This is a genomic window from Segatella copri, assembly GCF_009494835.1.
GTDB lineage: Bacteria > Bacteroidota > Bacteroidia > Bacteroidales > Bacteroidaceae > Prevotella > Prevotella copri_F.
In genome coordinates this window covers 1-22,766 of sequence record NZ_VZBE01000021.1, presented here as the reverse complement: position 1 = coordinate 22,766, position 22,766 = coordinate 1, and the positions used below count along the sequence as shown (strand labels likewise).

The following is a 22,766-nucleotide window of genomic DNA, read 5'->3' as shown; positions in this document are numbered from 1 at the left end:
GCTCCCTGCGGGATTACTGCTTTCTATAAAGGGTGAGGAATGTGAACGGTAAGCCGTTTTCATTCCTCATTTCTTTTTCTGTCACTTCCCATTCTGCCGGATTGATTTCCGGAAAGAAGGTATCGGCATGTTCAGGTTCCTTTTCTACGATTGTGAGATAAAGCTTGTCTGCAAAAGGCAATGCCTGTTCATATATGCTGGCTCCTCCGATGATGAAACATTCATCTGAAGTTTCTTTGCTTCCAATCGCTTCTTTGCTTGCTGCCGCTTCTTTGTTTCCAGCCTCTTCTTTCCTTGCTGCCAGCGCTTCTTCCAGAGAGGTGTATACTTCGCACCCTGTTATCTGCTCTTTTGTCTTCGAGATAACAATATTGCGGCGGTTGGGCAAGGCTCCGTTAGGCAGCGACTCAAATGTCTTCCTGCCCATGATGATCGTATGTCCGGTTGTGAGCATACGAAAGCGGGTCATGTCCGATGGGATGGCGTAGAGTAACCGGTTCTTGTACCCGATAGCTCTATGCACTTTGGATATACAGGCGATGATGCTGAGCATTTTTTATTTTAATGTTGAATGTTGAGTGTTGAATGTTGAATTATTCATTCTTGCTGTAAACTGTTAACTATAAACTATTAACTATAAATAGCTCTCCTGTCCCGTGGTTGCTCTTGATCTTCCACTCCTGCGGATAGAGGTTGTTGGCACGGTTGCCAATGTTCTTTTCCCAGCCTATCGGAACCTGTCTGTAGGTTACCAGTACATAACCCTTAGGCGTATCGGCAGGCAGATTCACAGCCTCCTTGCGAAGGTAGCGGATGGCATCATCGTAGGATAACTCCACCTGTGGGAATTGATCTTTGTTGAGCATCGTAGAGAGAGCGAGAGCCTGGTCGGGAATGAGACCCTTTCCCTTGTCTGTTCCCAGTTTCACACCGGCATGCAGCACCTTCAGGTTCTTTTCAGCCTGGTCGTAGATGTCTTTCCATCTGCCCGGAATGGCGTAAACCGTCTCGTTGCTCTCTGCAGGCATCCATTCCGTATCAGTCTTCAGCCAGCCGTCCGGAATCTCCGGTCCCTTTCCTTTAGCCACCTTCTTGTCTTTCTTCTTCTTATCCTTCCTGTTCTCCTTGGCTGAAGAACCGGCTTCCCATTCGCCCTCTTTCTTCAGAATCGCCATAAACAGACCTTCGCCTCGCGAAACGCCAGGAATGAACCGGTAAACCGGAAAGTCGCTGCCCGTGAGGTTGCGGGTGATGTTCCATGCATCTTCTACACCCTCCAGTGCCATCACTTCAGCGCCAAGTTCTTCGCATATCCACTCCACGTTCTCCTCATCTTCGTGCGCATTGAAGGTGCAGGTAGAGTAAATCAGGATACCGCCTGGCTTCAGACAGTTCCAGATATCCGATACGATTTCGCGCTGCAGCTGCCAGCAGTTGTTCACATTCTGGGTACTCCATTCGCCGATAGCCCCTTCATCTTTGCGGAACATTCCTTCGCCGGAGCAGGGAACATCGGTAAGAATCACATCAAACTGCAACTTGGATTTCTTGTAATCGCGGGGATAGTTGTTGGTAACAATCATATCCGGATGACCGAACTTCTGTACGTTTTCGGCAAGAATCTGCGAGCGGGTGCGCATCGGTTCGTTGCTGAAGAGCAGACTCCCTTCCGGCAAGGCAGCCCTTACGGCAGTCGACTTTCCGCCAGGGGCAGCACAGAGATCCAGCATCATCACCGGTTCTCTTACGTACTGTCGGATAGCCATATCAACAAACATGGATGAGGCTTCCTGTACATAATATAAGCCGGCATGCAGCAGCGGATCGAAGGTGAATCCGGGACGCGTAGAGAGATAACGTCCGGTTTCCGGACACCAGGGAATCGGTTCGCCATCAGCATCCTTGCATTTAAAAGGATTGATGCGGATACTGGTTGGTGCCTCCTCTTCAAGGATAGCATGCTCCAGACGCTGATACAGCTTTTCGCCCATCAGTGCCTGCGTATATGTTCTGAAATCTTCAGGTAATGTCTTCATTCTGTTTCTTTTTCTTTAATTTGTTTGCAAAAATAAGAAATTTTTCGTTTCTTTGCAACTAAATCGCGAAGAGATGCGTCTAAGAAGCAGAAATTTTTCAAATAACAAGGTAAAACAATAAAAAATAATGATATGAAGAAAGCAATATTGGCATTAGCGCTCGTTATGAGCATCGGAGCCACCCAAGTGTCTTTGGCGTCTTCTGCTCCAAAACATCGTTATCATCCAACTACCCAACAGGTAGATTCAAAGGCTGCTTCTGCATCTGCTGCACAGCCATCTGCTTCGAAGGATAAAGACGACGAGGCGTTGGAGGCTTATTCTGATACAACCAGTACAGATTCGGCTAACTATGATGATTATGATGAGAATGATAATAAGTCTGTTCATTCTAGATACAGTTTAGACAACTATGATGATCCGTTCGATTTCATCGGTTCGGTATTTGGTGGCGGAGCGCTGGCTGTTATGATCATCTTCTGTATCATCTTCGGTCTGCTGTTTGTCTTTGCTCCGCTGATCATCGTATTTCTGGTTATCAGATATCTGATTCGCCGCCACAACGACCGGATGAAACTGGCGGAGATGGCGATGGAGAAGGGCATCAATGTTCCGGAAAGCGACCGGCCGATAGACAAGCAGAGCGATGAGTATCTGGTAAAGCGGGGATTGAGAAATGCCTTCCTGGGAGCCGGCTTGTGCGCCATGTTTGCCTGGTGGGATGCTGATTTCCTGGCTGGCATCGGAGCCCTGGTCTTCTTCTATGGCATCGGTCAGACCGTTATCGGCTCGCTTCCTGCCATCAAGGACTGGTGGAAGAACCGTCATGGCGATCAGGGCACGGGATATAATGGAACTCCGATCTAGCAGCCGACATTCAATGTATCATGGCTTCTCAATAGGAGAGGAAGTCACAAGGAAAAGAACAACAATTATTAGTTAATATATATATAAGGTGGAAAAGTTATCCGATATCTCTCTCGTCACGAAGGTGGTGATGCTTCATGACCGCAAGTCGTTCGACCTGCTGGTCAGGAAGTATCAGTCACCCATTCGTGGGTTCTTTCTGCGGCAGACGTTGGGGGATGCGCAGCTGAGTGACGACTTGGCTCAGGATACCTTTGTCAAGGCTTATACCCATCTGTCCGGTTTTAGGGGTACAGCCTCTTTCTCCACCTGGCTCTACCGCATCGCCTATAATGTATGGTATGATTATACCCGCAGCCATAAGGAGACGCAGGACATCGATACGCCTGCCGTTTCCAGTAAGAATGCACAGGGCGCCCATGCCGGATTGAAGATGGATTTGCTCAAGGCACTACAGATATTGAGTGAAAATGAACGTACATGCATCACGCTGCAGCTGATGGATGGACTCTCTATAGATAAGATTGCAGAGGTGACGGGAATGGCGCAAGGCACCATCAAGTCGCATCTCTCTCGAGGAAAACAGAAACTTGCAAGTTACTTAAAAAAGAATGGTTATGACCGATAAGATAAATGATAAGAAGTTGGAGAGCATGAAAGGGGAACCGTTGAACCCTCAGGATGAAGAACTCTTGCAGATGTTCTTTTCCGATTGCCAGATGTCAGAGATTCCTGATGACGGATTCTCCGACAGGGTGATGCAGGCCTTGCCGGCTTTACCCGAAACTGATACTGCGATGTCGCTGGTTAAGCGCCAGCGCCTGGAACATTTATGGACGGCAGCCTGTGTGGCAACCGGCATCATCATAGCAGTAGTCTGCCAGGGATGGGAACAGATTCAGGGATGGCTTTTCTCTATGAAGATAGATTTCCTCCTCTCCGGTTCGCGTGCGCTTACGCATGTGGCAGATTCCATCGCCCACTCTCAGAATCTCCTGATGGTGCTGGCAGGCTTCGTTGTCCTCATCATGGTTTGGGGATATAATGAACTGGCTGATGCACGTCAGTAGGCTTCTTCCCTGATATCAATTGTATGAATGATCAACTCTTTCTATTAGCAGAATAGTTTTTAGTGCTAATAGAAAGAGTTTTTTATTACTATAAATATCATCTTTATGCCTTTGAAATCTCCGTTCAAAGCTTTTGAATGTCCGTTCAGTGTCTTTGAACGGACATTCAATGACTTTGAACGGACATTCAATGTCTTTGAACGAAGATTTAATATTGCTGAATATAGAAAAACAAATAGGTGCTGCTACTTTTTCAGTAGAGCACCTATGCTTATGATATCGGTTTCTAAAACAATTTATAGGTAGTGCGGAGCACTTTGAACTCGGTTCGGCGGTTCAGCTGGTTGCAGATTTCCTGATGCTCCTTGCTCTGCTTCAGGATAAATTCTTCGTTGAGCACATCGCCTTCCTTGAGCCAAGGATACTTCTCGGTAAGTTTCTTGCGCACATTCTTCGGTTTCTCCTTGCCGTAGCCCACAGGGGTGAGGCGCTCTTTCTCTATGCCGTGTTTTATCAGGTAGTCTACTACCGATTGGGCGCGGCGCTGAGACAGATGCTTGTTGTATTCGCTGTTTCCCTTGTAGTCGCAATGGGCGCTGAGTTCGATGGTAACGTGCGGGTTCTCTTTCAGCAGCGTTACCAGCTGGTCGAGGGCTGTTGTACTGGCTTCGGTAAGGGTTGCCTTGTCGAAATCGTAGAAGATGTTGTCGATGAGTACAGGGGCTGTGATGGAAGCCAGCGGGAATTGGAGCACGTATTCCTTACTCTCTTTAGCCGAATCAACCCGAATTTCTTCCTTGTGGTTGAGGTAGCCTTTGCAGGATGCCATCACCAGGTAGTCGACATGCGGATTGATAGGGAGGACAAACGAACCGTCGCCCTTGACGGATAGTTTCCTGTTCGTTCCGTCGTTGCCTACGATTCTCACCTCTGCGGCAGGCAGTTCATAACCGTCTTTCTCGTAAACCCATCCCTTCATCGTAGTAACAATCTCCGGATTCTCGAAGGAGTAGATATGATCGTAGCCTCTTCCGTCTTTTCTGTTGGAGCAGAAGAAACCCTGGTTATGGAGACCCTCGAAAGTCATTCCGAAGTCATCGGCTTCTGTATTCAGCGGATAGCCGGGGTGGGTGAGTTCATATTTCCGGGTGATGGAATTCACTTTGGCGATATAGATGTCGAGTCCGCCCATTCCTACATGACCGTTGCTGCTGAAGTAGAAGTCGCCGTTAGGACGGAAGGTAGGGAACATCTCATCGCCTGGGGTGTTGATAGGTTCGCCCAGGTTCTCTACGCCGCCCAGTCCGGCAGGAGTGATGCGCACTCGCCAGATGTCGAGACCGCCCTTTCCGCCCGGCATGTCTGATACGAAATAGAGCCATTCGCCATCAGGGGAGATGGCTGGATGGGCAAAACAACTGAGCGTATCTTTGCTGATTTCCAGATTTGTAGGCTTGCTCCAGGCTGCATCTGAGCGGTTGGAGGTTACTATCTGGGCTAAGCGGGGCGAAGTGGGATCGGTGGTACACTGGGTGAGGTACATCTGCTTGCCGTCTGGGGTAAAGCAGCATGCGCCCTCTTCGTAGTCGGTATTGAGACCGGTTCCGATGGCTTCTGGCTTGCTCCATTTGCCTTTGTCGTTCTTTTCAGAGAAGAAAATGTCGGCAGATTTCGTTCCCGTCACTCCGTTCAGGTCGCTGCCTTGGGCTTCGTTGCGGGTTGAGGTGAAATAGAGCTGGCTGTAGTCATCGCTGAGGAACATCGGCGAATAGTCGTCTCTTCGGGAGTTGAAAACATCCATCCGCTTTACCTTGTACCGGCTTCCTTCCTTCTTCCAGACTGGGGCTTTTCGTGCCGATTCGAGTCCGTTCTTTACCAGCATGTTGTCGGGCATGGAATCGAGCAGAAATTCGAATTCCTTGGCAGCCTGTCTGTAACTTCCGTTCTTCAGGAGAAGCCGGGCGTAAGCCAGGCGGTCGTTGAGGTCTGCCTGCTTGTATCGGATGGCATTGCTGTAGGCTGCCAGTGCCTTCGGCGTACTGTTGATTTTATCATAGCAGCGTGCCATCTTCAGAGCCACCTTGCCCCGGGCAGCCCGCTCTTTGGTAGGTGTCTTGGTGTACACCTTTTTATATTGGGTTGCCGCATCGTAGTATTCGCCTAAAGAAAGATGCTTGTCTGCTTTCTTCAGGTTCTGTTCAATGCCGCAACTTATCAGAAAGAGGCAGCTGATTGCTGTTATGATTTGATAAAATCTTATTTGTTTCATATTGATTTACATCTGCGAGAATGGCTGGCGATATTGGCAGCCTGATTTCCAGTTGCTGCATCCATAAGCAGTCTTGCCCTTGATGATGACGCCCTTGCCGCAGAGCGGACATGGTTTGCCAACCATTGGGTCAGTCGCAGAAGTTGGCTGAGCAGGGGCATTCTGAGAATCTGTATTCTGTGCTGTTGCCTTATCGGCTTTCTTGGCAGGAGCCTTTCGGGCAGCCGGCTTCTTGGCAGCCGGTTTCTTCTTGAGGTCTTCCTCTGTCATGATGGTCACTCTCCGGTTGCTGTTGTCTGACAACACATCGATGACTATCTTGTTGATCTGTTCTTTCAGTCCGTTGATGAAGTCGGCAGGATCGTAGGTCTTGTGTTCGATGTCGCGGAGCTTCTTCTCCCAGATACCGGTCAGTTCGCAACTCTTCAGCAGTTCCTCATGGATGGTGTCAATGAGTTCGATGCCTGTCGGGGTTGCCATCAGATTCTTGCGCTGGCGACGGATGTAGTGGCGCTTGAAAAGGGTCTCGATGATGCCGGCACGGGAGGAAGGTCGGCCGATTCCGTTCTCTTTCAATGCTGCACGAAGTTCTTCGTCTTCTACGAATTTGCCGGCTGTCTCCATCGCACGCAGCAGGGTTGCCTCGGTATAATACTTAGGTGGCGTGGTCCATTTCTCCGTCAGGGTAGGCTGATGTTCTCCCGATTCGCCTTTTGTGAAGGATGGGAGGGTTCTTTCTTCTACCACTTCCTTCTTGGCACCGTTTCCTGAGTCTGCATTTCCGGCGGCGTTATCTGAAGCATCATCGTCATCTGCATTCTTCGCATCCTTGGCATAGACCACTCGCCAGCCCGGTTCGAGAATCTCCTTACCGCTCACCTTGAACTCTATCTTCTCCGGTTTCGGTCCGTCTTCGTTGATGACTTCGCCCAATACGGTGGTGGTGGAGAATTTACAATCCGGATAGAACACGCTGATGAAGCGCTTGGCGATGAGATCATACACGTTTGCCTCCATATCGGTGAGTCCGGTTGGCGGAACACCGGTTGGGATAATGGCGTGGTGGTCGGTTACCTTGCTATTATCGAAAACCTTCTTGCTCTTCGGCAATTTCTTGCTGATTGTTGCGAGCTGCTGGATGAGCGGGAGGTATTTCTGCTGACTCATGATCTTTGCCTGACTCACTCCGTTCAGAATCTGCGGACATTTCGGATAGATATCGTCGGTCAGGAACTGGGTATCTACACGAGGATAAGTGGTGTACTTCTTCTCGTAGAGACTCTGGATGAGTTTCAGCGTAATATCGGCAGAGTAAGCAAACTTTTTGTTGCAATCCACCTGCAGCGAAGTGAGGTCGTAGAGATGAGGCGGTGCCTCGTTTCCCTTCTTCTTGCTTACATCGGTAACGGTGAAGGGTTTGCCGGCGATGGTGCTGAAAGCCTTCTCGCCTTCCTCCTTGCTGGTAAACTTGCCGCTGGTGGCTGTAAACTGGGTGTCGCGGTAGATGGTGGCGAGTACCCAGTAAGGTTCGGAAACGAAGTTGTCAATTTCCTTCTGTCGGTTTACAATCAGGGCAAGGGTAGGGGTCTGCACCCGGCCGATGCTGAGCACCTGTCGGTTCTGACCATATTTCAATGTATAAAGTCGGGTGGCGTTCATGCCGAGAATCCAGTCGCCGATGGCACGGGAAAGTCCGGCAAGATAGAGCGACTGATATTCCCCCTGGTCTTTCAGTTCCTGAAATCCCTGCTTGATGGCTTCATCGGTCATAGATGAAATCCACAGTCTCTTGACCGGGCATTTCGCCTGCGCCTTCTGCATCACCCATCTCTGGATGAGCTCTCCTTCCTGTCCGGCGTCACCGCAGTTGATGATGCTGTCGGCAGCCTGCATCAGTTTCTCGATGGTAGCAAACTGCTTCTTGATGCCTTCATCGTTGATGAGCTTGATGCCGAAACGCTGTGGAATCATCGGCAACGCCGCAAGGCTCCAATGTTTCCACATCGGAGTATAATCATCCGGTTCCTTCAGCTCACAAAGGTGGCCGAAGGTCCATGTTACTTGGTAACCATTACCTTCCATATAACCGTCGCGTGCCGTGGTAGCCCCGATGATTCGGGCGATATCCTTAGCCACGCTCGGTTTCTCTGCTATACAAACTATCATGTTTTATTCTTATTTCTGTTTGCAAAGGTACAATAAAATAATGAGATAGCCATCATTTCATCTTCTTTTTTCTCATGGCAGAGAATAAAAAAGCCCCGTAAGGCTTGGAGCACAATCTAGAACTTGTGCCTTGCCTTACAGGGCGTATTCATATAAATCTGCGTGCGATTACTCGTACTCCTGCCAGCTCTTGATCTGAAGCTGATCCTGGCTCAATGTGCAGAATGCCTCGATGAAGGCGGAAGCCAGACGGGCATTGGTGATCAGAGGAATGTTGTGGTCGATGGCGCCACGACGGATTCTGTAACCATTGGTCAACTCACGCTTGGTGTGATTCTTAGGGATGTTGACGATGAGGTCGAACTTGTGGTCGGCAATCATCTGCATCACGTTAGGAAGATCCTTGTGGTCCTCATCAGGCCATCCTACGGCTGTAGCCTTCACGTTGTTGTCGTTCAGGAACTTCGCTGTACCGGCAGTAGCGTAGATGGTGTAACCGTTCTTCACCAGCGCCTGGGCTGCGTCAAGCAGAGAAGCCTTCTCCTTAGCACCGCCGCTTGAAAGCATGATGCCCTTGTCCTTTGAAGGAATCTTGTAGCCGGTGGCAATCAAAGAGTTGAGCAATGCCTCCTCGAAAGTATCACCCATACAACCTACCTCACCGGTAGAACTCATGTCCACACCCAAAACAGGGTCGGCGTTCTGCAAACGGGCGAATGAGAACTGTGAAGCCTTCACACCCATGCGGTCGATATCGAAAGCAGACTTATCCGGTTTCTGATATGGAGCATCGAGCATGATACGGGTAGCAGTCTCGATGAAGTTGCGCTTCAATACCTTGCTCACGAATGGGAATGAACGGGATGCACGGAGGTTACACTCGATTACCTTCACATCACGACCCTTAGCCAGGTACTGGATATTGAAAGGACCCGAGATGTTGAGCTCCTTGGCGATGGCACGTGAAATCTTCTTGATCTGACGGGCTGTAGCGAAGGAAATCTGCTGGGCAGGGAAGGTCATGGTAGCGTCACCGGAGTGAACACCTGCATACTCTACGTGCTCTGAAATACCATACTCAACAATCTCACCGTTCTGGGCAACACCATCGAACTCAATCTCGTTGGTCTCTGTCATAAACTGAGAGATAACTACCGGGTACTCCTTAGAAACCTCAGAAGCTGCCTCCAGGAAGCGACGCAACTCATCATCATCGTGGCAAACGTTCATGGCTGCACCGGAAAGAACGTAAGATGGACGAACGAGAACAGGATAGCCTACCTCGTCGATGAACTTCTGAACATCCTCCATTGATGTGAGGGCGCTCCACTTAGGCTGGTCGATACCCAACTTATCGAGCATGGCAGAGAACTTACCGCGGTTCTCGGCACGGTCGATGTTGACAGGAGATGTACCCAGGATTGGCACAGACTGGCGATGGAGCTTCATAGCCAGGTTGTTTGGAATCTGACCACCTACAGAAACAATCACGCCACGTGGTGACTCCAGGTCGATGACATCGAGTACACGCTCGAATGAAAGCTCATCGAAGTAGAGACGGTCGCACATATCGTAGTCGGTAGATACGGTCTCCGGGTTGTAGTTGATCATGATTGACTTGTAACCCAACTTGCGGGCTGTATTGATGGCGTTTACTGAACACCAGTCGAACTCTACAGAAGAACCGATGCGGTAAGCACCCGAACCGAGAACGATGACAGACTTCTCGTTCTTGTAGTAGTTGATGTCGTAACCCTCTACAGCGTATGTCATGTAGAGATAGTTGGTGAGGTCAGGATGCTCGCTTGCCACAGTAGGGATGCGCTTTACGGCAGGAAGAATGTTCAGCTTCTTACGCTGGGCACGAACTGCGAGCACCTCCTTCTCCATATTGGTGTTCTGAGTCTTCAATACGAAGCGGCCAATCTGGAAGTCAGAGAAGCCCAATACCTTAGCCTCGCGCAATACCTCGGCAGGAATCTCCTCCAGAGTATTATATTCAGAAAGCTTGTGCTTGTAATCTACGATATTCTTCATGCGCTCGATGAACCAAGGATCAATCTTGGTCAACTCCTCGATGCGCTCGATGGTGTAACCTTCTTCCAAAGCCTGGGCGATGGCGAAGATACGGAGGTCGGTAGGGTTAGAAAGTTCCTCATCCAGGTTATCAAACTTGGTGTGGTCGTTGCCTACGAAACCGTGCATTCCCTGACCAATCATACGGAGACCCTTCTGGAGCATCTCCTCGAAAGAACGGCCGATAGACATGATTTCGCCTACAGACTTCATGGAAGAACCAATCTTGCGGCTTACACCGGCAAACTTGGTAAGGTCCCAACGAGGAATCTTACAGATCATATAGTCGAGTGATGGAGCTACATAAGCTGAGTTAGGAGTACCCATCTCGCCAATCTGGTCGAGTGTATAACCGAGGGCAATCTTAGCTGCAACGAAAGCCAAAGGATAACCGGTAGCCTTAGAAGCAAGGGCAGAAGAACGGCTCAAGCGAGCGTTGATCTCGATGATACGGTAGTCGTTGGTCTCAGCATTGAAAGCATACTGGATGTTGCACTCGCCCACGATGTTGAGGTGACGGACGCACTTCACGGCGATGTCCTGCAACATCTTCACCTGCTCGTCGGTAAGAGAACAGGTTGGAGCCACAACGATAGATTCACCTGTATGGATTCCGAGTGGGTCGAAGTTTTCCATAGAGGCAACGGTGAAGCAACGGTCGTTCGCATCACGGATGCACTCGAACTCAATCTCCTTCCATCCCTTCAGGCTCTCCTCAACAAGCACCTGAGGTGCGAAAGTGAAGGCAGATTCAGCAATCTCTTTGAACTCCTCTTCAGTCTTGCAGACACCGGAACCGAGACCACCCAGCGCGTAGGCAGAACGGATCATGATAGGGTAGCCGATGTTGCGTGCCGCAGCCACAGCCTCCTCCATGTTCTCGCAAGCGTGGCTTACAGGAACCTTGAGGTCAACCTTGTTAAGCTCCTTTACGAAGAGGTCGCGGTCTTCCGTGTTCATGATAGCCTCTACCGAAGTACCCAACACATCTACACCGTACTCCTTGAGCACACCGTTGAGGTAAAGTTCTGTACCGACGTTCAAGCCCGTCTGTCCACCCCAAGCCAGCATGATGCCGTCTGGGCGCTCCTTCTTGATAATTTCAGTTACAAAAAAAGGTGTCACCGGCAAGAAATAAACCTTGTCAGCAATACCTTCACTTGTCTGAATTGTAGCAACGTTTGGATTAATGAGGACGGAACTAATACCCTCCTCGCGCAAAGCCTTGAGAGCCTGCGAACCGGAATAGTCAAACTCACCTGCCTGGCCGATCTTCAAAGCACCGGAACCCAGAACGAGGACTTTCTTAAGCTGTTTCTTCATCATTAAATATAACTATAAGTTTGTTCTTTATATGTCTTGTTATTTATGTTTTTAGCAACTAAACTGTATTTGCGTTAGTTCACAAATGGTAGACACACTATTTCTAGATGCAAAGTTACGCTATTTATTTGATTATTCCAAATTTTCTGCAAATCTTTACAGTTAAATAACATCAATTATTATTATTTCTTCTCTAGAATGTCGTATTTTTGCAATTATTTTGTTACTTTTGCAGCGGCTTTTAGTCATGTAGAAAAAGAATAAAAAATAGCAAACAAGATAAATATAACAACAATGAAAGTCGGATTATTCGTCCCTTGTTATGTGGATGCCCTTTACCCTGAAGCGGGTGTGGCTACATACAAGTTGCTTAAGCATTATGGACTAGACGTGGGTTATCCCGAAAAACAGACTTGCTGCGGCCAGCCAATGGCTAATGCCGGTTTTCAGGAAAAGTCGGAGAAGGTCATAGAGACATTTGATGAGCTGTTCAAGGATTACGATTATATCGTAGCTCCTTCAGCCTCATGTGCTGCTTACGTAAAGGTGTATTATCCTAAAATCCTTGAGGGTAAGCACGAGTGTATTTCCTCAAAGAAAATCATGGATGTTGTGGAGTTCCTTCACGATGTGCTGAAGGTGGATCATGTTCCGGGCAAGTTCCCGCATGTGGTGAGTGTACACAACAGTTGTCACGGTGTGCGCGAACTGGGATTGTCATCTCCTTCTGAACGCCACATCAAGCCGTTCAATAAGATTATCGATCTTTTAAATATGGTGGAAGGCATTACCATCCACGAACCGGAGCGCAAGGATGAGTGTTGCGGATTCGGCGGTATGTTCTCTATTGAGGAACCTGCCGTTTCTACCCGTATGGGCGAAGATAAGATCAAGCGCCACATGGCTACAGGTGCCGAGTATGTAACGGGTCCGGATTCTTCCTGCCTGATGCACATGGCGGGAATCGCCAAGAAAGAGAAGATGCCGATCAAGTTTATTCATGTTGTTCAAATATTAGCTGCAGGACTATGAGTACAGAACATTCCAAGAGAGCTGCGAAGTTTACGCAGAACGTAGAGAAGACCACCTGGCACGATGCTACCTTCTGGTCTGTTCGTCAGAAGAGAGATAAAATGGCGCAGGAACTTCCTGAGTGGGAAGACCTACGTGAGCATGCGTCTGAAATCAAGATGCACACGATTACCCATCTTGCCGATTACCTCGATATGTTTTCCAAGAATCTGGAGAGCCGTGGGGTGAAGGTTCACTGGGCAAAGGATGCACAGGAATTTAATGAGATTGTGCTCGGTATCCTGAAGGATCATAACGTGAAGAAGATGGTGAAGTCGAAGTCGATGCTCACCGAGGAGTGCGAGATGAATCCTTATCTGGAGCAGCACGGCATTGACGTGGTGGAGACCGATCTGGGTGAGCGCATCATCCAGCTCTTGCATCAGAAGCCTAGCCATATCGTGATGCCTGCCATCCACCTGAAGCGTGAGGAGGTAGGTAAGATGTTCGAGGAGAAGGGAATCTCCAAGGAAATCGGCAACTATGATCCTACTTACCTGACCCGCTGTGCCCGTCATCATCTCCGCGACCAGTTTATGGAAGCTGGAGCTGGTATGACCGGATGTAACTTCGGTGTGGCTGCTACCGGCGATTGCGTGGTTTGCACCAATGAGGGTAATGCGGATATGACCACTTCCATGCCTAAGCTCCATATCGTAGCGATGGGTATTGAGAAACTGGTTCCTGATTATAAGTCTTTGGCTGTATTCCAGCGCCTGCTTTGCCGCTGCGGTACAGGTCAGCCTACAACAACCTTCACTTCTCATTTCCGCCAGGCTCGTCCGGGTGCTGAGATGCATGTGGTGCTGGTGGATAATGGCAGAAGCGATATTCTCGCCGATAAGGATCACTGGCAGACGTTGAAGTGTATGCGCTGCGGTGCCTGCATGAACACCTGTCCGGTTTATCGCCGTTCGGGTGGTTACAGCTACACCTATTTCATACCGGGACCTGTTGGTGTGAACCTGGGTATGCTGAAGAATCCGCAGAAGTACAGCGATAATGTTTCGGCATGTACCTTGTGCTTGTCTTGCGATAATGTCTGTCCTTCAAAGGTAGGACCTGGTTCTCAGATTTATGTCTGGCGCCAGAGTCTGGAAAGATTGGGTAAGGCTGATCCTGTCAAGAAGGCGATGTCGAATGGTATGAAGTATCTCTTCGACCGTCCTGCGCTCTACACCACTGCCCTGAAGTTTGCTCCGCTTGTCAATCTGGTTCCTGAATGCTGTACGCACTTCAGCAATTGGAATGCCTGGGGCATCGGTCACGCCATGCCTGAGTTTGCAAAGAAGAGTTTCCATCAGCTTTGGAAAGAAGGAAAGGTGAAGTAGTGGGTCATCATAAAGTTCAAAGTTCAAATTTCAAAGTTCAATGAAGAAAGAAGATTTCCTGAACAAGTTGCGTAAGAATACGCACGTTCAATTCGATATGCCTGCCGTAGATGTGAAGGGTATCCAGTATGAGGATACGCTGAAACAGTTTATTGAGATGACGGAATCGGTAGGTGGCCATGTGATAGAGGCGAAGGAGGGCGAGAGTCTGGATGAGCTGGTAAAGAAGGCTTATCCTGAAGCCAAGGTCTTTGCTTCTCATCTGCCAGAAATCACGATTGCCCAGAAAAACCCTGACACGGTGGCTGAGGCTAACGACCTGAACGGTACTGATGTGGGTATTGTTCGTGGTGAAGTGGGTGTAGCCGAGAATGGCTGCATCTGGATTCCTCAGACCATGAAGGAGAAAGCGGTGCTTTTCATCTCGGAATATCTCGTGATTTTCCTCGAAAAAGAGAAGATTGTGAACAATATGCATGAGGCTTATGCCCGTATTGAGATGGATCCGAAGTACAATTTCGGTACTTTCATCAGTGGTCCTTCCAAGACTGCCGATATTGAGCAGGCATTGGTTATGGGTGCGCAAGCTGCTCGTGGTGTGACAGTTATACTGATTTAGTTTATAGTTAAAAGTTGATAGTTTATAGGGCTTAGCCGTTCGCAAGATTGCTATAAACTATCAACTTTAAACTTTCAACTATTATAAGTTCCATTCGTAGGTGTCATAAATTACGCCTCTTCCTCCGAAACCTTCTTTCTGATAGATGAGGCTGGTGTTGAGCACCTTTCCTCCTTCTTCATTAGATGTTCCGAAATCGAAATAATCAAAATCCTTATACCTTATATTAATGAGATTCAGAAACAAAGCATCGAGAGCATGCGCCTTTTTTCCCTCTTCTGATGCGGAAATATACTGTGTGTGAACCACTTTTCTACTGATGTACAGAACGGTTCCGCCTAGCATCTTGCCAGATTCTTCTCGGGCAACATACAGTTTGATATTGTCAGGGAAAGATGTTTTCAGACTGCTCATCTCTTGCAAGGTATGAACAGGATGAGCCTGATAGGTGTTCATCAGGTTTTCGGTTAAAATGCTCCAGAACGTTTCGTAATCCTCACTTTCTTCAATGAAGATTCCTTTTTCCAGGGCTTTCCTTGCGCCCGATTTTCTGATATTATACCATTTCAGCGGATGCTTCAGGTCGATTACAGCCGCAATGTTTCTGGCGCAGATTTGCGCCCGGCATTCCTTGAAGAGGGCATAGAGGTCTTCTTCGGCTGGCAGTTGCTGGTAAATCCAGGGTATCGGTTTGTAGATGCACTTCCGGAAACCTGCCTGCTTCAGGTATGTGTTGATGGCAACGAAAACCTGACAGATATTTTCTGCTGAGGCGTGTCCGGTAGTGAGCAGTCCGGCATAGGTGAGTCCCTGATGAGAATAGAAAATATCTCCGTCCTCATTGGCAGGGAGCAAGGCATAGAGCTTGTTGTTGTGGAAAATCATGAGCGAATGGTCATGGAAACGGTCGCTGTGATAATCCATGTAGGAGCGGTTGAGAAGGAAGGTGGCGTTGCGTGCATGTTCTACATAAGCATTCCAGACTTCCTTGTCTGCATCGTTGTATTTTCTGATCTCAAACATGATTTTTAGCGTTATTGATTCTCGGTCTTTGAGAGATTTTGGCTGTTTTTCGAACTGACGAATTTGAGATATTCGTCATATTCGCGTATGTAGTCTTCTTCCTCAAACTTGTGGGAAGCCAGAACCAGACACAATGAGCCGGAAGAGAAATCATCCAGTGTTCGCCAGATATTGACATCCACGAACAGTCCCTCCCAAGGGTGGTTGAGATGATAGGTCTTCTTCTGTTCTCCATTATCCAGTGTTACCGAAAAGGAACCGCTGGCTGCTATGATGAATTCCTGGCATTCCTTGTGAGCATGGCCACCGCGACTTTCTCCGCCCGGAACATCATAGGTCCAGTAGGTACGGGCAATGGCAAAGGGAATATGCGTCTCTCCCTCTGCCACTGTCAGGTTGCCTCTAGGGTCGAATATCTTGGGTAATGTGATAATTCTTCCTAATTCTTTCATATCTTATTTCTTCATGTATGGGTCGGTTCCCAATACAGTTTTTGCCAGACGCTTTGCCTTGTCGCGAAGGGCATTCAGGTCATCGCCCTTCTCGCCGTAGCAGAGTACGACGCCCATGCGGCGCCCTACGTGAGCCTCTGGCTTGCCGAAGATACGGATGCGGGTATGGTCTTCCTTCAGGGCATCGAGCATGTTGTAGTTTAATGGCTCGGTGCTTTCCTCAGGAGAGAGGATAACGGCTGAACAGCCGATGTGCTCCAGGTGGATTCCGGCGATAGGCAAGCCCATCACGGCACGGAAATGGAGTTCAAACTCGCTCAGGTTGGTGGTGTGCCCGAGTGTTACCATACCTGTATCGTGTGGACGAGGACTCAACTCTGAGAAGATGACTTCGCCCTGCTTGCTCAGGAAGAACTCTACGCCCCAGAGACCGGCACCGGTCAATGCCTTGGTTACTTCACCTGCAATATGCTCAGCCTTCTTCAAAGCCTCCTCTGGAATCTGGAATGGCTGCCAACTCTCGCGGTAGTCGCCGCCCTTCTGTACATGTCCGATAGGTGGACAGAAGAGGGTAGGACCGTCTTTCTGGGTGACGGTGAGGAGGGTGAACTCTGAATCGAAGTCGATGAATTCCTCGATGATTACTTCCTTCACGTCGCCACGACCTTCTTCCATTGCCTCCTTGTAGGCCTCCTTCAGTTCATCATCGTTGTGAACATAGCTCTGTCCATGACCGCTGGAACTCATCAGAGGTTTCACTACGCATGGGAAGCCGATCTCATCGGCAGCGTTCTTGAACTCCTCGAAAGTCTTTGCGTAGAAATACTTGGCTGTGCGCAGACCCAGTTCCTTGGCAGCCAGGTCGCGGATGGCACGGCGGTTCATGGTGTAGTTCACGGCACGTGCAGAAGGCACAATCTGAATGCCCTCCTTCTCGAAGTCGAAGAGTCGCTCGGTGCGGATAGCTTCAATCTCAGGCACGATGATGTCTGGGTGATGTTTCTCTACCACTGCGGTCAATGCGTCGCCATCGAGCATCGAGAACACTTCTCGCTCGTCGGCAACCTGCATGGCTGGTGCATTGTCGTACTTGTCGCAAGCGATGACGTACTGTCCTGCTCGCTTTGCGGCGATGGTAAACTCCTTGCCCAGTTCGCCTGAGCCCAAAAGCATAATCTTCTTCATTATATTATAAGTTAAATTTCTTTCTGATAAATTCTGCGATAAACTTCTCTGTCTCTTCTATTCCCAGCAGGCTGCTGTTGATGCAGAGGTCGTAGCTTTCGCTGTGGCCCCACTTCTTGCCTGTATAGTAATCGTAGTAAGAGGCGCGCTGCTCCTCGTGACTTTCGATAAACTTGCGGGCGGTGGCTCTGTCGATGTTCTTTCGCTTGCATACTGCCTTGATGCGGTCGTCGATATTGGCGGTGATGAAGATGTTGATTACGTTCTTGTAATCACGCAGCACATAGTCGGCGGTTCTGCCCACGAACACGCAGTTGCCCTGGTCGGCAGCCTTTCTGATGGCGTCGCTCTGGAATTTATATAAGCCTTCCTGTGAGAAGTCGTTGTGATAAAAGTTGTTGTCGCTCAGGAAAGGCAGATGAGAGTGGAAGAGAGACTTGAAGAATCCCTTCTGTTCATCGTTCTGCTCGAAGAATTTCTCGGAGAATCCGCTCTCCTTGGCTGCCAGGTTCAGCAGCTCACGGTCGTAGCATTTGCAACCGAATTCCTCCGCCAGTTTCTCGGCGATGATATGGCCGCCGCTACCTATCTGGCGACCCACGTTTATGATAATCTTTTCCATAAGTCTAAAATTTTAGCTGTTAACTGTTAACTGTTAACCTCAACCGTTATTCATTAACATTAACTTTCATATTTTCTTTATGTTGTTTCTTCAGCTTGTTCATGTACCACATCATTACGACTCCGGCGATGAGTGATGCTGTGAAGTCGGAGATAGGCATACTGTACCATACGCCGTCGATATCCCAGATCATCGGCAGGAAAGCCAGGAGCGGCAGGAGGATGAGCAACTGTCTCGACAAGGAGAGGAAGATGCTGATCTTCACCTTTCCGATACACTGGAAGAAGTTCGTGATGACCATCTGGAACCCGATGACCGGGTAGCAGCACATCACCACTCTGATGGCCTTGATGCCCAGGTCTAACAGCGTTTTATCCGTAGTAAAGAGTCTTGCGCAGTAGTAAGGCAGGAACATCGCTATCAGCCATCCCGTCACCATGATGGCGGTGGCAGCAATGATGCTCAGGTTCAGTACGCGCATCAGACGGTCCAGCTTCTGGGCACCATAGTTGTAGCCTGCAATAGGCTGCATTCCCTGGTTTACGCCTAAAACAAACATGATGAACACCATCGCAATACCGTTGGCTATTCCGTAGGCACCCACCGAGAGGTCGCTTCCGAAACGCACCAGCTGGTTGTTGATGAAGATGACGATGATGCAGGCGCACACGTTCATCAGGAAAGGCGAAATGCCGATGGCAATGATTTTTTCCACGAGTTTTCTCTTCAGCTTGTAGATTCCTTTCTTGAAGTGGAGCAGCTCGCTCTTGTTGCTGAAGAGCTTGATCTGCCACATCAGCGCCATCAGCTGCGATAGGATGGTGGCGATGGCGGCACCCTGTATTCCCCATTTGAAACCGAGGATGAAGAGGGCATCGAGTATCACGTTCATCACCACCGTGAAGATGGTGGCGTACATCGCCTGCTTGGGCTTGCTCGCAGCCCGGAGCAGGCCGTTCATGCCGAAATACATGTGGCTCACCACATTTCCCAGCAGAATGATGACCATATACTCGTGGGCATAGATGAGCGTCTGGTCGCTGGCTCCGAAGAATCTCAGGATAGGGTCGAGGAAGAGCAGACAGATGATGCTCAATCCGATACCGATGACGAGGTTCAGAGAAATCGTGTTACCCAGAATGTTCTGTGCTGTGGCATAATCCTTTTGTCCCAGCTTCACGCTGATGGTTGTGGACGCTCCCACGCCAACACCGGCTCCGAAGGCGGTGGTGAGGTTCATGAAGGGGAAGGTGATGGCGAGACCCGAGATGGCCATGGCTCCCACACCCTGACCGATGAATGCACGGTCTACGATGTTGTAGAGCGAGGAGGCGGTCATTGCAATCATCGCTGGCAGGGCGTACTGAATGAGCAGCTTGCCCACCGGCTTCGTACCTAATTCTAATGTTGCTTGTTTATTTTCCATTTATATCTGTTTTTGCCTCATAGACGCTCGCCCTGCTTCTTCTAAAAAGCAATCACGGCGGCTACTTGTCTGCAAAAGTACAAAAAATATCTGATACCTTATTATATATATGAGAAAAACTTGCATTTCTCGATAAAAACTTCTCTTTTCTTTTGGCGTTTTCGTACAATTTCTGTACTTTTGCACTTCAGAATAAACAATTCAACTCATAAACAAATGCAATACAGAAAATTGCAGCAACAACAATAACAAACCGGACTACCGATATAATGATGAAAAAATTTTTGATGCTTTATGCATTCTTAATGACCGCTCTCTCTTTGTTTGCTCGCGAAGATAGAGTTAGCAATTTTGAGCAACTGATGCGGTTGCCCCGCATCGCCGAAACCGATATGGTGTCGTATCCGGGAGGCAAGTGTATGATGTATCGTCTTTATCTCAGAGACAAAGACCTCAGTCACACTCCCTTTTCGATAAGTCGCCCTGCAGATTTTCTCTCTTCCCGTTCCATCGAGCGCAGAAAGAGACAGAATCTGCCCATCGATGTTACCGATTTGCCTGTGGCTCCTGCTTATGTGCAGGCTGTAAGCGAGGCAGGCATCGAGATTGTGGGCAAAAGCAAGTGGAACAATACCCTGCTGGTCCGCATTCATAAGGAGAAGGAGCTCCGCAAACTGGATGATCTCGATTTCATCACCCGGAAGATGAAGGTCTTCTCTGCTCCCGATTCTGTCAGTCAGCGCGTCAGAAGTAGCGTTCGCAGGGGATTGAACGATTGGACTGGTGGAGTAGGCGAATATGGTGCTGCCGATGCGCAGATCCAGTCGCTCAACGGCAAGCGGCTGCATGGAACCGGACATTTAGGCAAAGGAATGATGATTGCTGTCTTCGACGGCGGATTCATGAATGTGGATAAGATTCCGGCGCTGCATAATATCAGATTGGCGGGCGTTAAGGACTTTGTGGTTCCTCAATCCAAGAATGTTTTTGCCGAGATGGAGCATGGAACGATGGTGCTTTCTACGATGGCTGCCAACGAACCCGAAAGATTCGTAGGGGTGGCGCCTGAGGCTCAATATCTGCTGGTGCGCTGTGAAGATGAGCGCACAGAGAGTCTGGCAGAAGAGGATTACTGGGCTTTTGCGGCTGAATATGCTGACAGTTGCGGCGTGGATGTCATCAACTCTTCGTTAGGCTATCATGGCTTCGATGATGCGTCTACCAACCATCATTATTATGAGCAGGACGGCAATTCTACCCTCATCTCCCGCACCGCTTCGATGTGTGCTGACAAGGGAATCATCTGTGTCAATTCTGCAGGAAACGACGGAATGGGAAGTTGGAAGAAAATCAATTTCCCTGCCGATGCACGCAATATCCTTACCGTGGGCAGCGTAAACGAAATGGGCGAGAATGCGGCTTTCAGTGCCGTGGGACCTACTGCTGACGGCAGAATCAAGCCTGATGTGATGGCTTACGGAAGTCCTACCTGTGTGATTACGGGCCGTGGAAATATCATCAATGATAACGGAACGTCTTTCTCATCTCCGCTCATCGCCGGAATGGTAGCGTGTCTCTGGCAGGCTTTGCCTCAGAAGACGGCTAAGCAGATTATGAAACTCGTGAGATTGGCTGGTAATAATCAGCATCATCCCGATAATGTATTCGGATATGGTGTGCCTGATTTCTGGAAGGCTTATCAGACGGGGAAAGCGATTAAGTAGTTAATAGTTGATAGTTTATAGTTAATAGGGCAAACTTGCTCTGCTAGCTATAAACTTTCAACTATAAACTGTAAACTTTAAACAGTAAACAGCATGGAACGACTTCGATTATCACTTTTTGAATTAAACTCCATGGTCCGTGACGTCATTTCGATGTCCTTGCCCGACAGCTATTGGGTGGAAGCGGAACTCTCCGAGGCTCGCGAGGGCTACGGCGGGCACTGCTATCTGGAACTCATCGAGAAGGATGAGCGGTCTAATACGCCCATTGCCAAGGCGCATGCCTCCTGCTGGCGAAACCGATGGATATTCATCAAACCGAATTTCGAGCGCATTACCGGACAGCGCATTCATGCCGGAATGAAAGTGCTGCTCAAGGTACACGCGCAGTTTCATGAGAACTATGGCTTCTCCTGGATAGTAGATGATATTGACCCTAACTATACGATGGGCGATATGGCGCGCAAGAGGTTGGAAATCATCAATACGCTGAAAGCAGAGGGCGTATTCGAACTGCAGAAGGAGTTGGCGCTCCCGATGTTCTGCCAGCGCATCGCCGTCATTTCCAGTGCTACGGCAGCAGGTTATGGTGATTTCTGCAACCAGCTTGCCGATAACGATTATGGTCTGCAGTTTCAAACCCGCCTCTTTCCGGCTACGATGCAGGGCGAGGGGGTAGAGCAGAGTGTGATAGCTGCTCTCGACAGTATCAATGCCGAATGGGAACAGTTTGACTGCGTAGTCATCATCCGAGGCGGTGGCGCTACGAGCGATCTCTCGGGTTTCGACACCCTGGCGCTTGCCGAGAATGTGGCAAACTTCCCGCTGCCTATCATCACGGGAATAGGACATGAAAGGGACGAGAGTGTGCTGGATATGATTTCTTTCCAGCGTGTAAAGACACCGACAGCCGCTGCCGCCTTCCTCGTTAATCATCTTACTGAGGTTTATGCCCGTGTGGTGAATGCGCAAGAGGCTATCGTGCAGAATGTGAAGCACCGTCTGCAGGTAGAGAAGATGAGGCTCGACAGATTGAGCAACACGATTCCTGTCCAGTTTTCGCTGGTGAAGACGAAACAGGGAGCCTATCTCGACCGTCTGATGAGTCGTTTAAGCACAAATGTCCAGTCGAAACTATCGGAAGCCCAGCGCCATTTCGAGATTCTTTCTCAGAATATTCAGCCGATATTGGAAAGGAAAATGCTCAATGAGAGTCATCGTCTGCAGCTTCTTTCCCAGCGCATCCAGGCACAAGACCCCGAATTATTGCTGAAGCGTGGCTACAGCATCACGCTGAAAGATGGCAAAAGCATCCGTTCTGCCTCGCAACTGAAGTCTGGCGACATCATTGAAACGAGGTTTGCCGAGGGCAGCGTGAAGGCAAAAGTTGAATAATTTATAGTTAATAGTTTATAGCAATCTAGTTCCAGACACCCTAACGTTGAGCTTCACACGCCCTGAAAGGGCAGAAGCTCCTAGCCCAGGGAGGGCACTGAAAAAGTCCCT

Annotated in this window: 18 protein-coding genes; 8 read left to right on the top strand and 10 right to left on the bottom strand. The window is 49.0% G+C overall.

Translation table 11 applies throughout. The features are described from left to right. Nucleotides 1–13: 13 nt before the first annotated feature. Both F7D47_RS03875 and F7D47_RS03870 read right to left on the bottom strand, forming a co-directional pair. Nucleotides 14–553 (bottom strand): dihydrofolate reductase, encoded by a 540-nt coding sequence (locus F7D47_RS03875; protein ID WP_153085845.1) that lies wholly within the window; start codon nucleotides 551–553, stop codon nucleotides 14–16. A 67-nt stretch (nucleotides 554–620) separates the two neighbouring features. Next, nucleotides 621–2,036 (bottom strand): methyltransferase RsmF C-terminal domain-like protein, encoded by a 1,416-nt coding sequence (locus tag F7D47_RS03870; protein ID WP_153085846.1) that lies wholly within the window; start codon nucleotides 2,034–2,036, stop codon nucleotides 621–623. Between the two features lie 132 nt (nucleotides 2,037–2,168). Between F7D47_RS03870 and F7D47_RS03865 the strand changes: the two genes are divergently transcribed. The 3 genes from F7D47_RS03865 (at nucleotide 2,169) to F7D47_RS03855 (ending at nucleotide 3,973) form a co-directional block, all read left to right on the top strand. Beyond that, on the top strand, nucleotides 2,169–2,903 hold the full coding sequence (locus tag F7D47_RS03865; protein ID WP_153085847.1) for a DUF6249 domain-containing protein: 735 nt from the start codon (nucleotides 2,169–2,171) through the stop codon (nucleotides 2,901–2,903). Between the two features lie 88 nt (nucleotides 2,904–2,991). Further along, a complete protein-coding gene (locus tag F7D47_RS03860) occupies nucleotides 2,992–3,531 on the top strand; it encodes an RNA polymerase sigma factor (protein WP_218434742.1) in 540 nt (179 codons plus the stop codon). Beyond that, nucleotides 3,521–3,973, top strand: a complete 453-nt coding sequence (locus tag F7D47_RS03855; protein WP_194252651.1) for a DUF5056 domain-containing protein — start codon at nucleotides 3,521–3,523, stop codon at nucleotides 3,971–3,973. The genes F7D47_RS03860 and F7D47_RS03855 overlap by 11 nt, the downstream gene beginning before the upstream one ends. A 286-nt stretch (nucleotides 3,974–4,259) precedes the next feature. On the opposite strand, the gene F7D47_RS03850 is transcribed toward F7D47_RS03855, so the two are convergent. From F7D47_RS03850 to carB, 3 genes are all read right to left on the bottom strand, one after another. Continuing rightward, on the bottom strand, nucleotides 4,260–6,242 hold the full coding sequence (locus F7D47_RS03850; RefSeq protein WP_153085849.1) for an OmpA family protein: 1,983 nt from the start codon (nucleotides 6,240–6,242) through the stop codon (nucleotides 4,260–4,262). A gap of 6 nt (nucleotides 6,243–6,248) precedes the next feature. After that, the gene (locus tag F7D47_RS03845; RefSeq protein ID WP_153085850.1) at nucleotides 6,249–8,408 is read right to left on the bottom strand and encodes a DNA topoisomerase 3; all 2,160 of its coding nucleotides are present in this window, start codon (nucleotides 8,406–8,408) and stop codon (nucleotides 6,249–6,251) included. A gap of 168 nt (nucleotides 8,409–8,576) precedes the next feature. Then, on the bottom strand, nucleotides 8,577–11,807 hold the full coding sequence (gene carB / locus F7D47_RS03840; RefSeq protein ID WP_118153644.1) for a carbamoyl-phosphate synthase (glutamine-hydrolyzing) large subunit: 3,231 nt from the start codon (nucleotides 11,805–11,807) through the stop codon (nucleotides 8,577–8,579). A 294-nt stretch (nucleotides 11,808–12,101) separates the two neighbouring features. Between carB and F7D47_RS03835 the strand changes: the two genes are divergently transcribed. The 3 genes from F7D47_RS03835 to F7D47_RS03825 are packed head-to-tail and all read left to right on the top strand — an operon-like array spanning nucleotide 12,102 to nucleotide 14,828. Beyond that, nucleotides 12,102–12,839: a (Fe-S)-binding protein gene (locus F7D47_RS03835; RefSeq protein ID WP_022121492.1), complete on the top strand. Its 738-nt coding sequence runs from the start codon at nucleotides 12,102–12,104 to the stop codon at nucleotides 12,837–12,839. Then, nucleotides 12,836–14,209: a lactate utilization protein B gene (locus tag F7D47_RS03830; RefSeq protein WP_153085851.1), complete on the top strand. Its 1,374-nt coding sequence runs from the start codon at nucleotides 12,836–12,838 to the stop codon at nucleotides 14,207–14,209. The genes F7D47_RS03835 and F7D47_RS03830 overlap by 4 nt, the downstream gene beginning before the upstream one ends. 40 nt (nucleotides 14,210–14,249) lie before the next feature. Further along, nucleotides 14,250–14,828 carry a LutC/YkgG family protein gene (locus F7D47_RS03825; RefSeq protein WP_118063584.1) on the top strand — a complete coding sequence of 193 codons (579 nt, stop codon included), beginning with the start codon at nucleotides 14,250–14,252 and terminating at the stop codon, nucleotides 14,826–14,828. An 81-nt stretch (nucleotides 14,829–14,909) separates the two neighbouring features. On the opposite strand, the gene F7D47_RS03820 is transcribed toward F7D47_RS03825, so the two are convergent. The 5 genes from F7D47_RS03820 to F7D47_RS03800 are packed head-to-tail and all read right to left on the bottom strand — an operon-like array spanning nucleotide 14,910 to nucleotide 19,536. Beyond that, nucleotides 14,910–15,851: a GNAT family N-acetyltransferase gene (locus F7D47_RS03820; protein ID WP_153085852.1), complete on the bottom strand. Its 942-nt coding sequence runs from the start codon at nucleotides 15,849–15,851 to the stop codon at nucleotides 14,910–14,912. A gap of 11 nt (nucleotides 15,852–15,862) precedes the next feature. Beyond that, a complete protein-coding gene (locus F7D47_RS03815) occupies nucleotides 15,863–16,303 on the bottom strand; it encodes a sugar 3,4-ketoisomerase (RefSeq protein WP_153085853.1) in 441 nt (146 codons plus the stop codon). Nucleotides 16,304–16,306: 3 nt separating this feature from the next. Continuing rightward, entirely contained in the window at nucleotides 16,307–17,488 is a 1,182-nt protein-coding gene (gene purT, locus F7D47_RS03810; protein ID WP_153085854.1) for a formate-dependent phosphoribosylglycinamide formyltransferase, read from the bottom strand. Between the two features lie 4 nt (nucleotides 17,489–17,492). After that, entirely contained in the window at nucleotides 17,493–18,110 is a 618-nt protein-coding gene (locus F7D47_RS03805; protein WP_153085855.1) for an AAA family ATPase, read from the bottom strand. Nucleotides 18,111–18,156: 46 nt separating this feature from the next. Further along, nucleotides 18,157–19,536 (bottom strand): MATE family efflux transporter, encoded by a 1,380-nt coding sequence (locus F7D47_RS03800; protein ID WP_153085856.1) that lies wholly within the window; start codon nucleotides 19,534–19,536, stop codon nucleotides 18,157–18,159. Nucleotides 19,537–19,805: 269 nt separating this feature from the next. Here F7D47_RS03800 and F7D47_RS03795 point away from each other — a divergent pair, with 269 nt between their 5' ends. Both F7D47_RS03795 and xseA read left to right on the top strand, forming a co-directional pair. Beyond that, the gene (locus tag F7D47_RS03795; protein ID WP_153085857.1) at nucleotides 19,806–21,260 is read left to right on the top strand and encodes a S8 family peptidase; all 1,455 of its coding nucleotides are present in this window, start codon (nucleotides 19,806–19,808) and stop codon (nucleotides 21,258–21,260) included. A gap of 93 nt (nucleotides 21,261–21,353) precedes the next feature. Then, complete coding sequence (gene xseA, locus F7D47_RS03790) at nucleotides 21,354–22,655, top strand: exodeoxyribonuclease VII large subunit (protein WP_153085858.1); 1,302 nt, start codon at nucleotides 21,354–21,356, stop codon at nucleotides 22,653–22,655. Nucleotides 22,656–22,766 lie beyond the last annotated feature (111 nt).

What these genes read in the sequence shown, in the direction of transcription:
- carB (WP_118153644.1), bottom strand. Translation starts at nt 11,807, where the DNA reads ATGAAGAAACAGCTTAAGAAAGTCCTCGTTCTGGGTTCCGGTGCTTTG.
- F7D47_RS03820 (WP_153085852.1), bottom strand. Translation starts at nt 15,851, where the DNA reads ATGTTTGAGATCAGAAAATACAACGATGCAGACAAGGAAGTCTGGAAT.
- F7D47_RS03805 (WP_153085855.1), bottom strand. Translation starts at nt 18,110, where the DNA reads ATGGAAAAGATTATCATAAACGTGGGTCGCCAGATAGGTAGCGGCGGC.
- F7D47_RS03850 (WP_153085849.1), bottom strand. Translation starts at nt 6,242, where the DNA reads ATGAAACAAATAAGATTTTATCAAATCATAACAGCAATCAGCTGCCTC.
- xseA (WP_153085858.1), top strand. Translation starts at nt 21,354, where the DNA reads ATGGAACGACTTCGATTATCACTTTTTGAATTAAACTCCATGGTCCGT.
- F7D47_RS03795 (WP_153085857.1), top strand. Translation starts at nt 19,806, where the DNA reads ATGATGAAAAAATTTTTGATGCTTTATGCATTCTTAATGACCGCTCTC.
- F7D47_RS03835 (WP_022121492.1), top strand. Translation starts at nt 12,102, where the DNA reads ATGAAAGTCGGATTATTCGTCCCTTGTTATGTGGATGCCCTTTACCCT.
- F7D47_RS03855 (WP_194252651.1), top strand. Translation starts at nt 3,521, where the DNA reads ATGACCGATAAGATAAATGATAAGAAGTTGGAGAGCATGAAAGGGGAA.
- F7D47_RS03825 (WP_118063584.1), top strand. Translation starts at nt 14,250, where the DNA reads ATGAAGAAAGAAGATTTCCTGAACAAGTTGCGTAAGAATACGCACGTT.
- F7D47_RS03845 (WP_153085850.1), bottom strand. Translation starts at nt 8,408, where the DNA reads ATGATAGTTTGTATAGCAGAGAAACCGAGCGTGGCTAAGGATATCGCC.
- F7D47_RS03830 (WP_153085851.1), top strand. Translation starts at nt 12,836, where the DNA reads ATGAGTACAGAACATTCCAAGAGAGCTGCGAAGTTTACGCAGAACGTA.
- F7D47_RS03875 (WP_153085845.1), bottom strand. Translation starts at nt 553, where the DNA reads ATGCTCAGCATCATCGCCTGTATATCCAAAGTGCATAGAGCTATCGGG.
- F7D47_RS03870 (WP_153085846.1), bottom strand. Translation starts at nt 2,036, where the DNA reads ATGAAGACATTACCTGAAGATTTCAGAACATATACGCAGGCACTGATG.
- F7D47_RS03800 (WP_153085856.1), bottom strand. Translation starts at nt 19,536, where the DNA reads ATGGAAAATAAACAAGCAACATTAGAATTAGGTACGAAGCCGGTGGGC.
- F7D47_RS03865 (WP_153085847.1), top strand. Translation starts at nt 2,169, where the DNA reads ATGAAGAAAGCAATATTGGCATTAGCGCTCGTTATGAGCATCGGAGCC.
- F7D47_RS03815 (WP_153085853.1), bottom strand. Translation starts at nt 16,303, where the DNA reads ATGAAAGAATTAGGAAGAATTATCACATTACCCAAGATATTCGACCCT.
- purT (WP_153085854.1), bottom strand. Translation starts at nt 17,488, where the DNA reads ATGAAGAAGATTATGCTTTTGGGCTCAGGCGAACTGGGCAAGGAGTTT.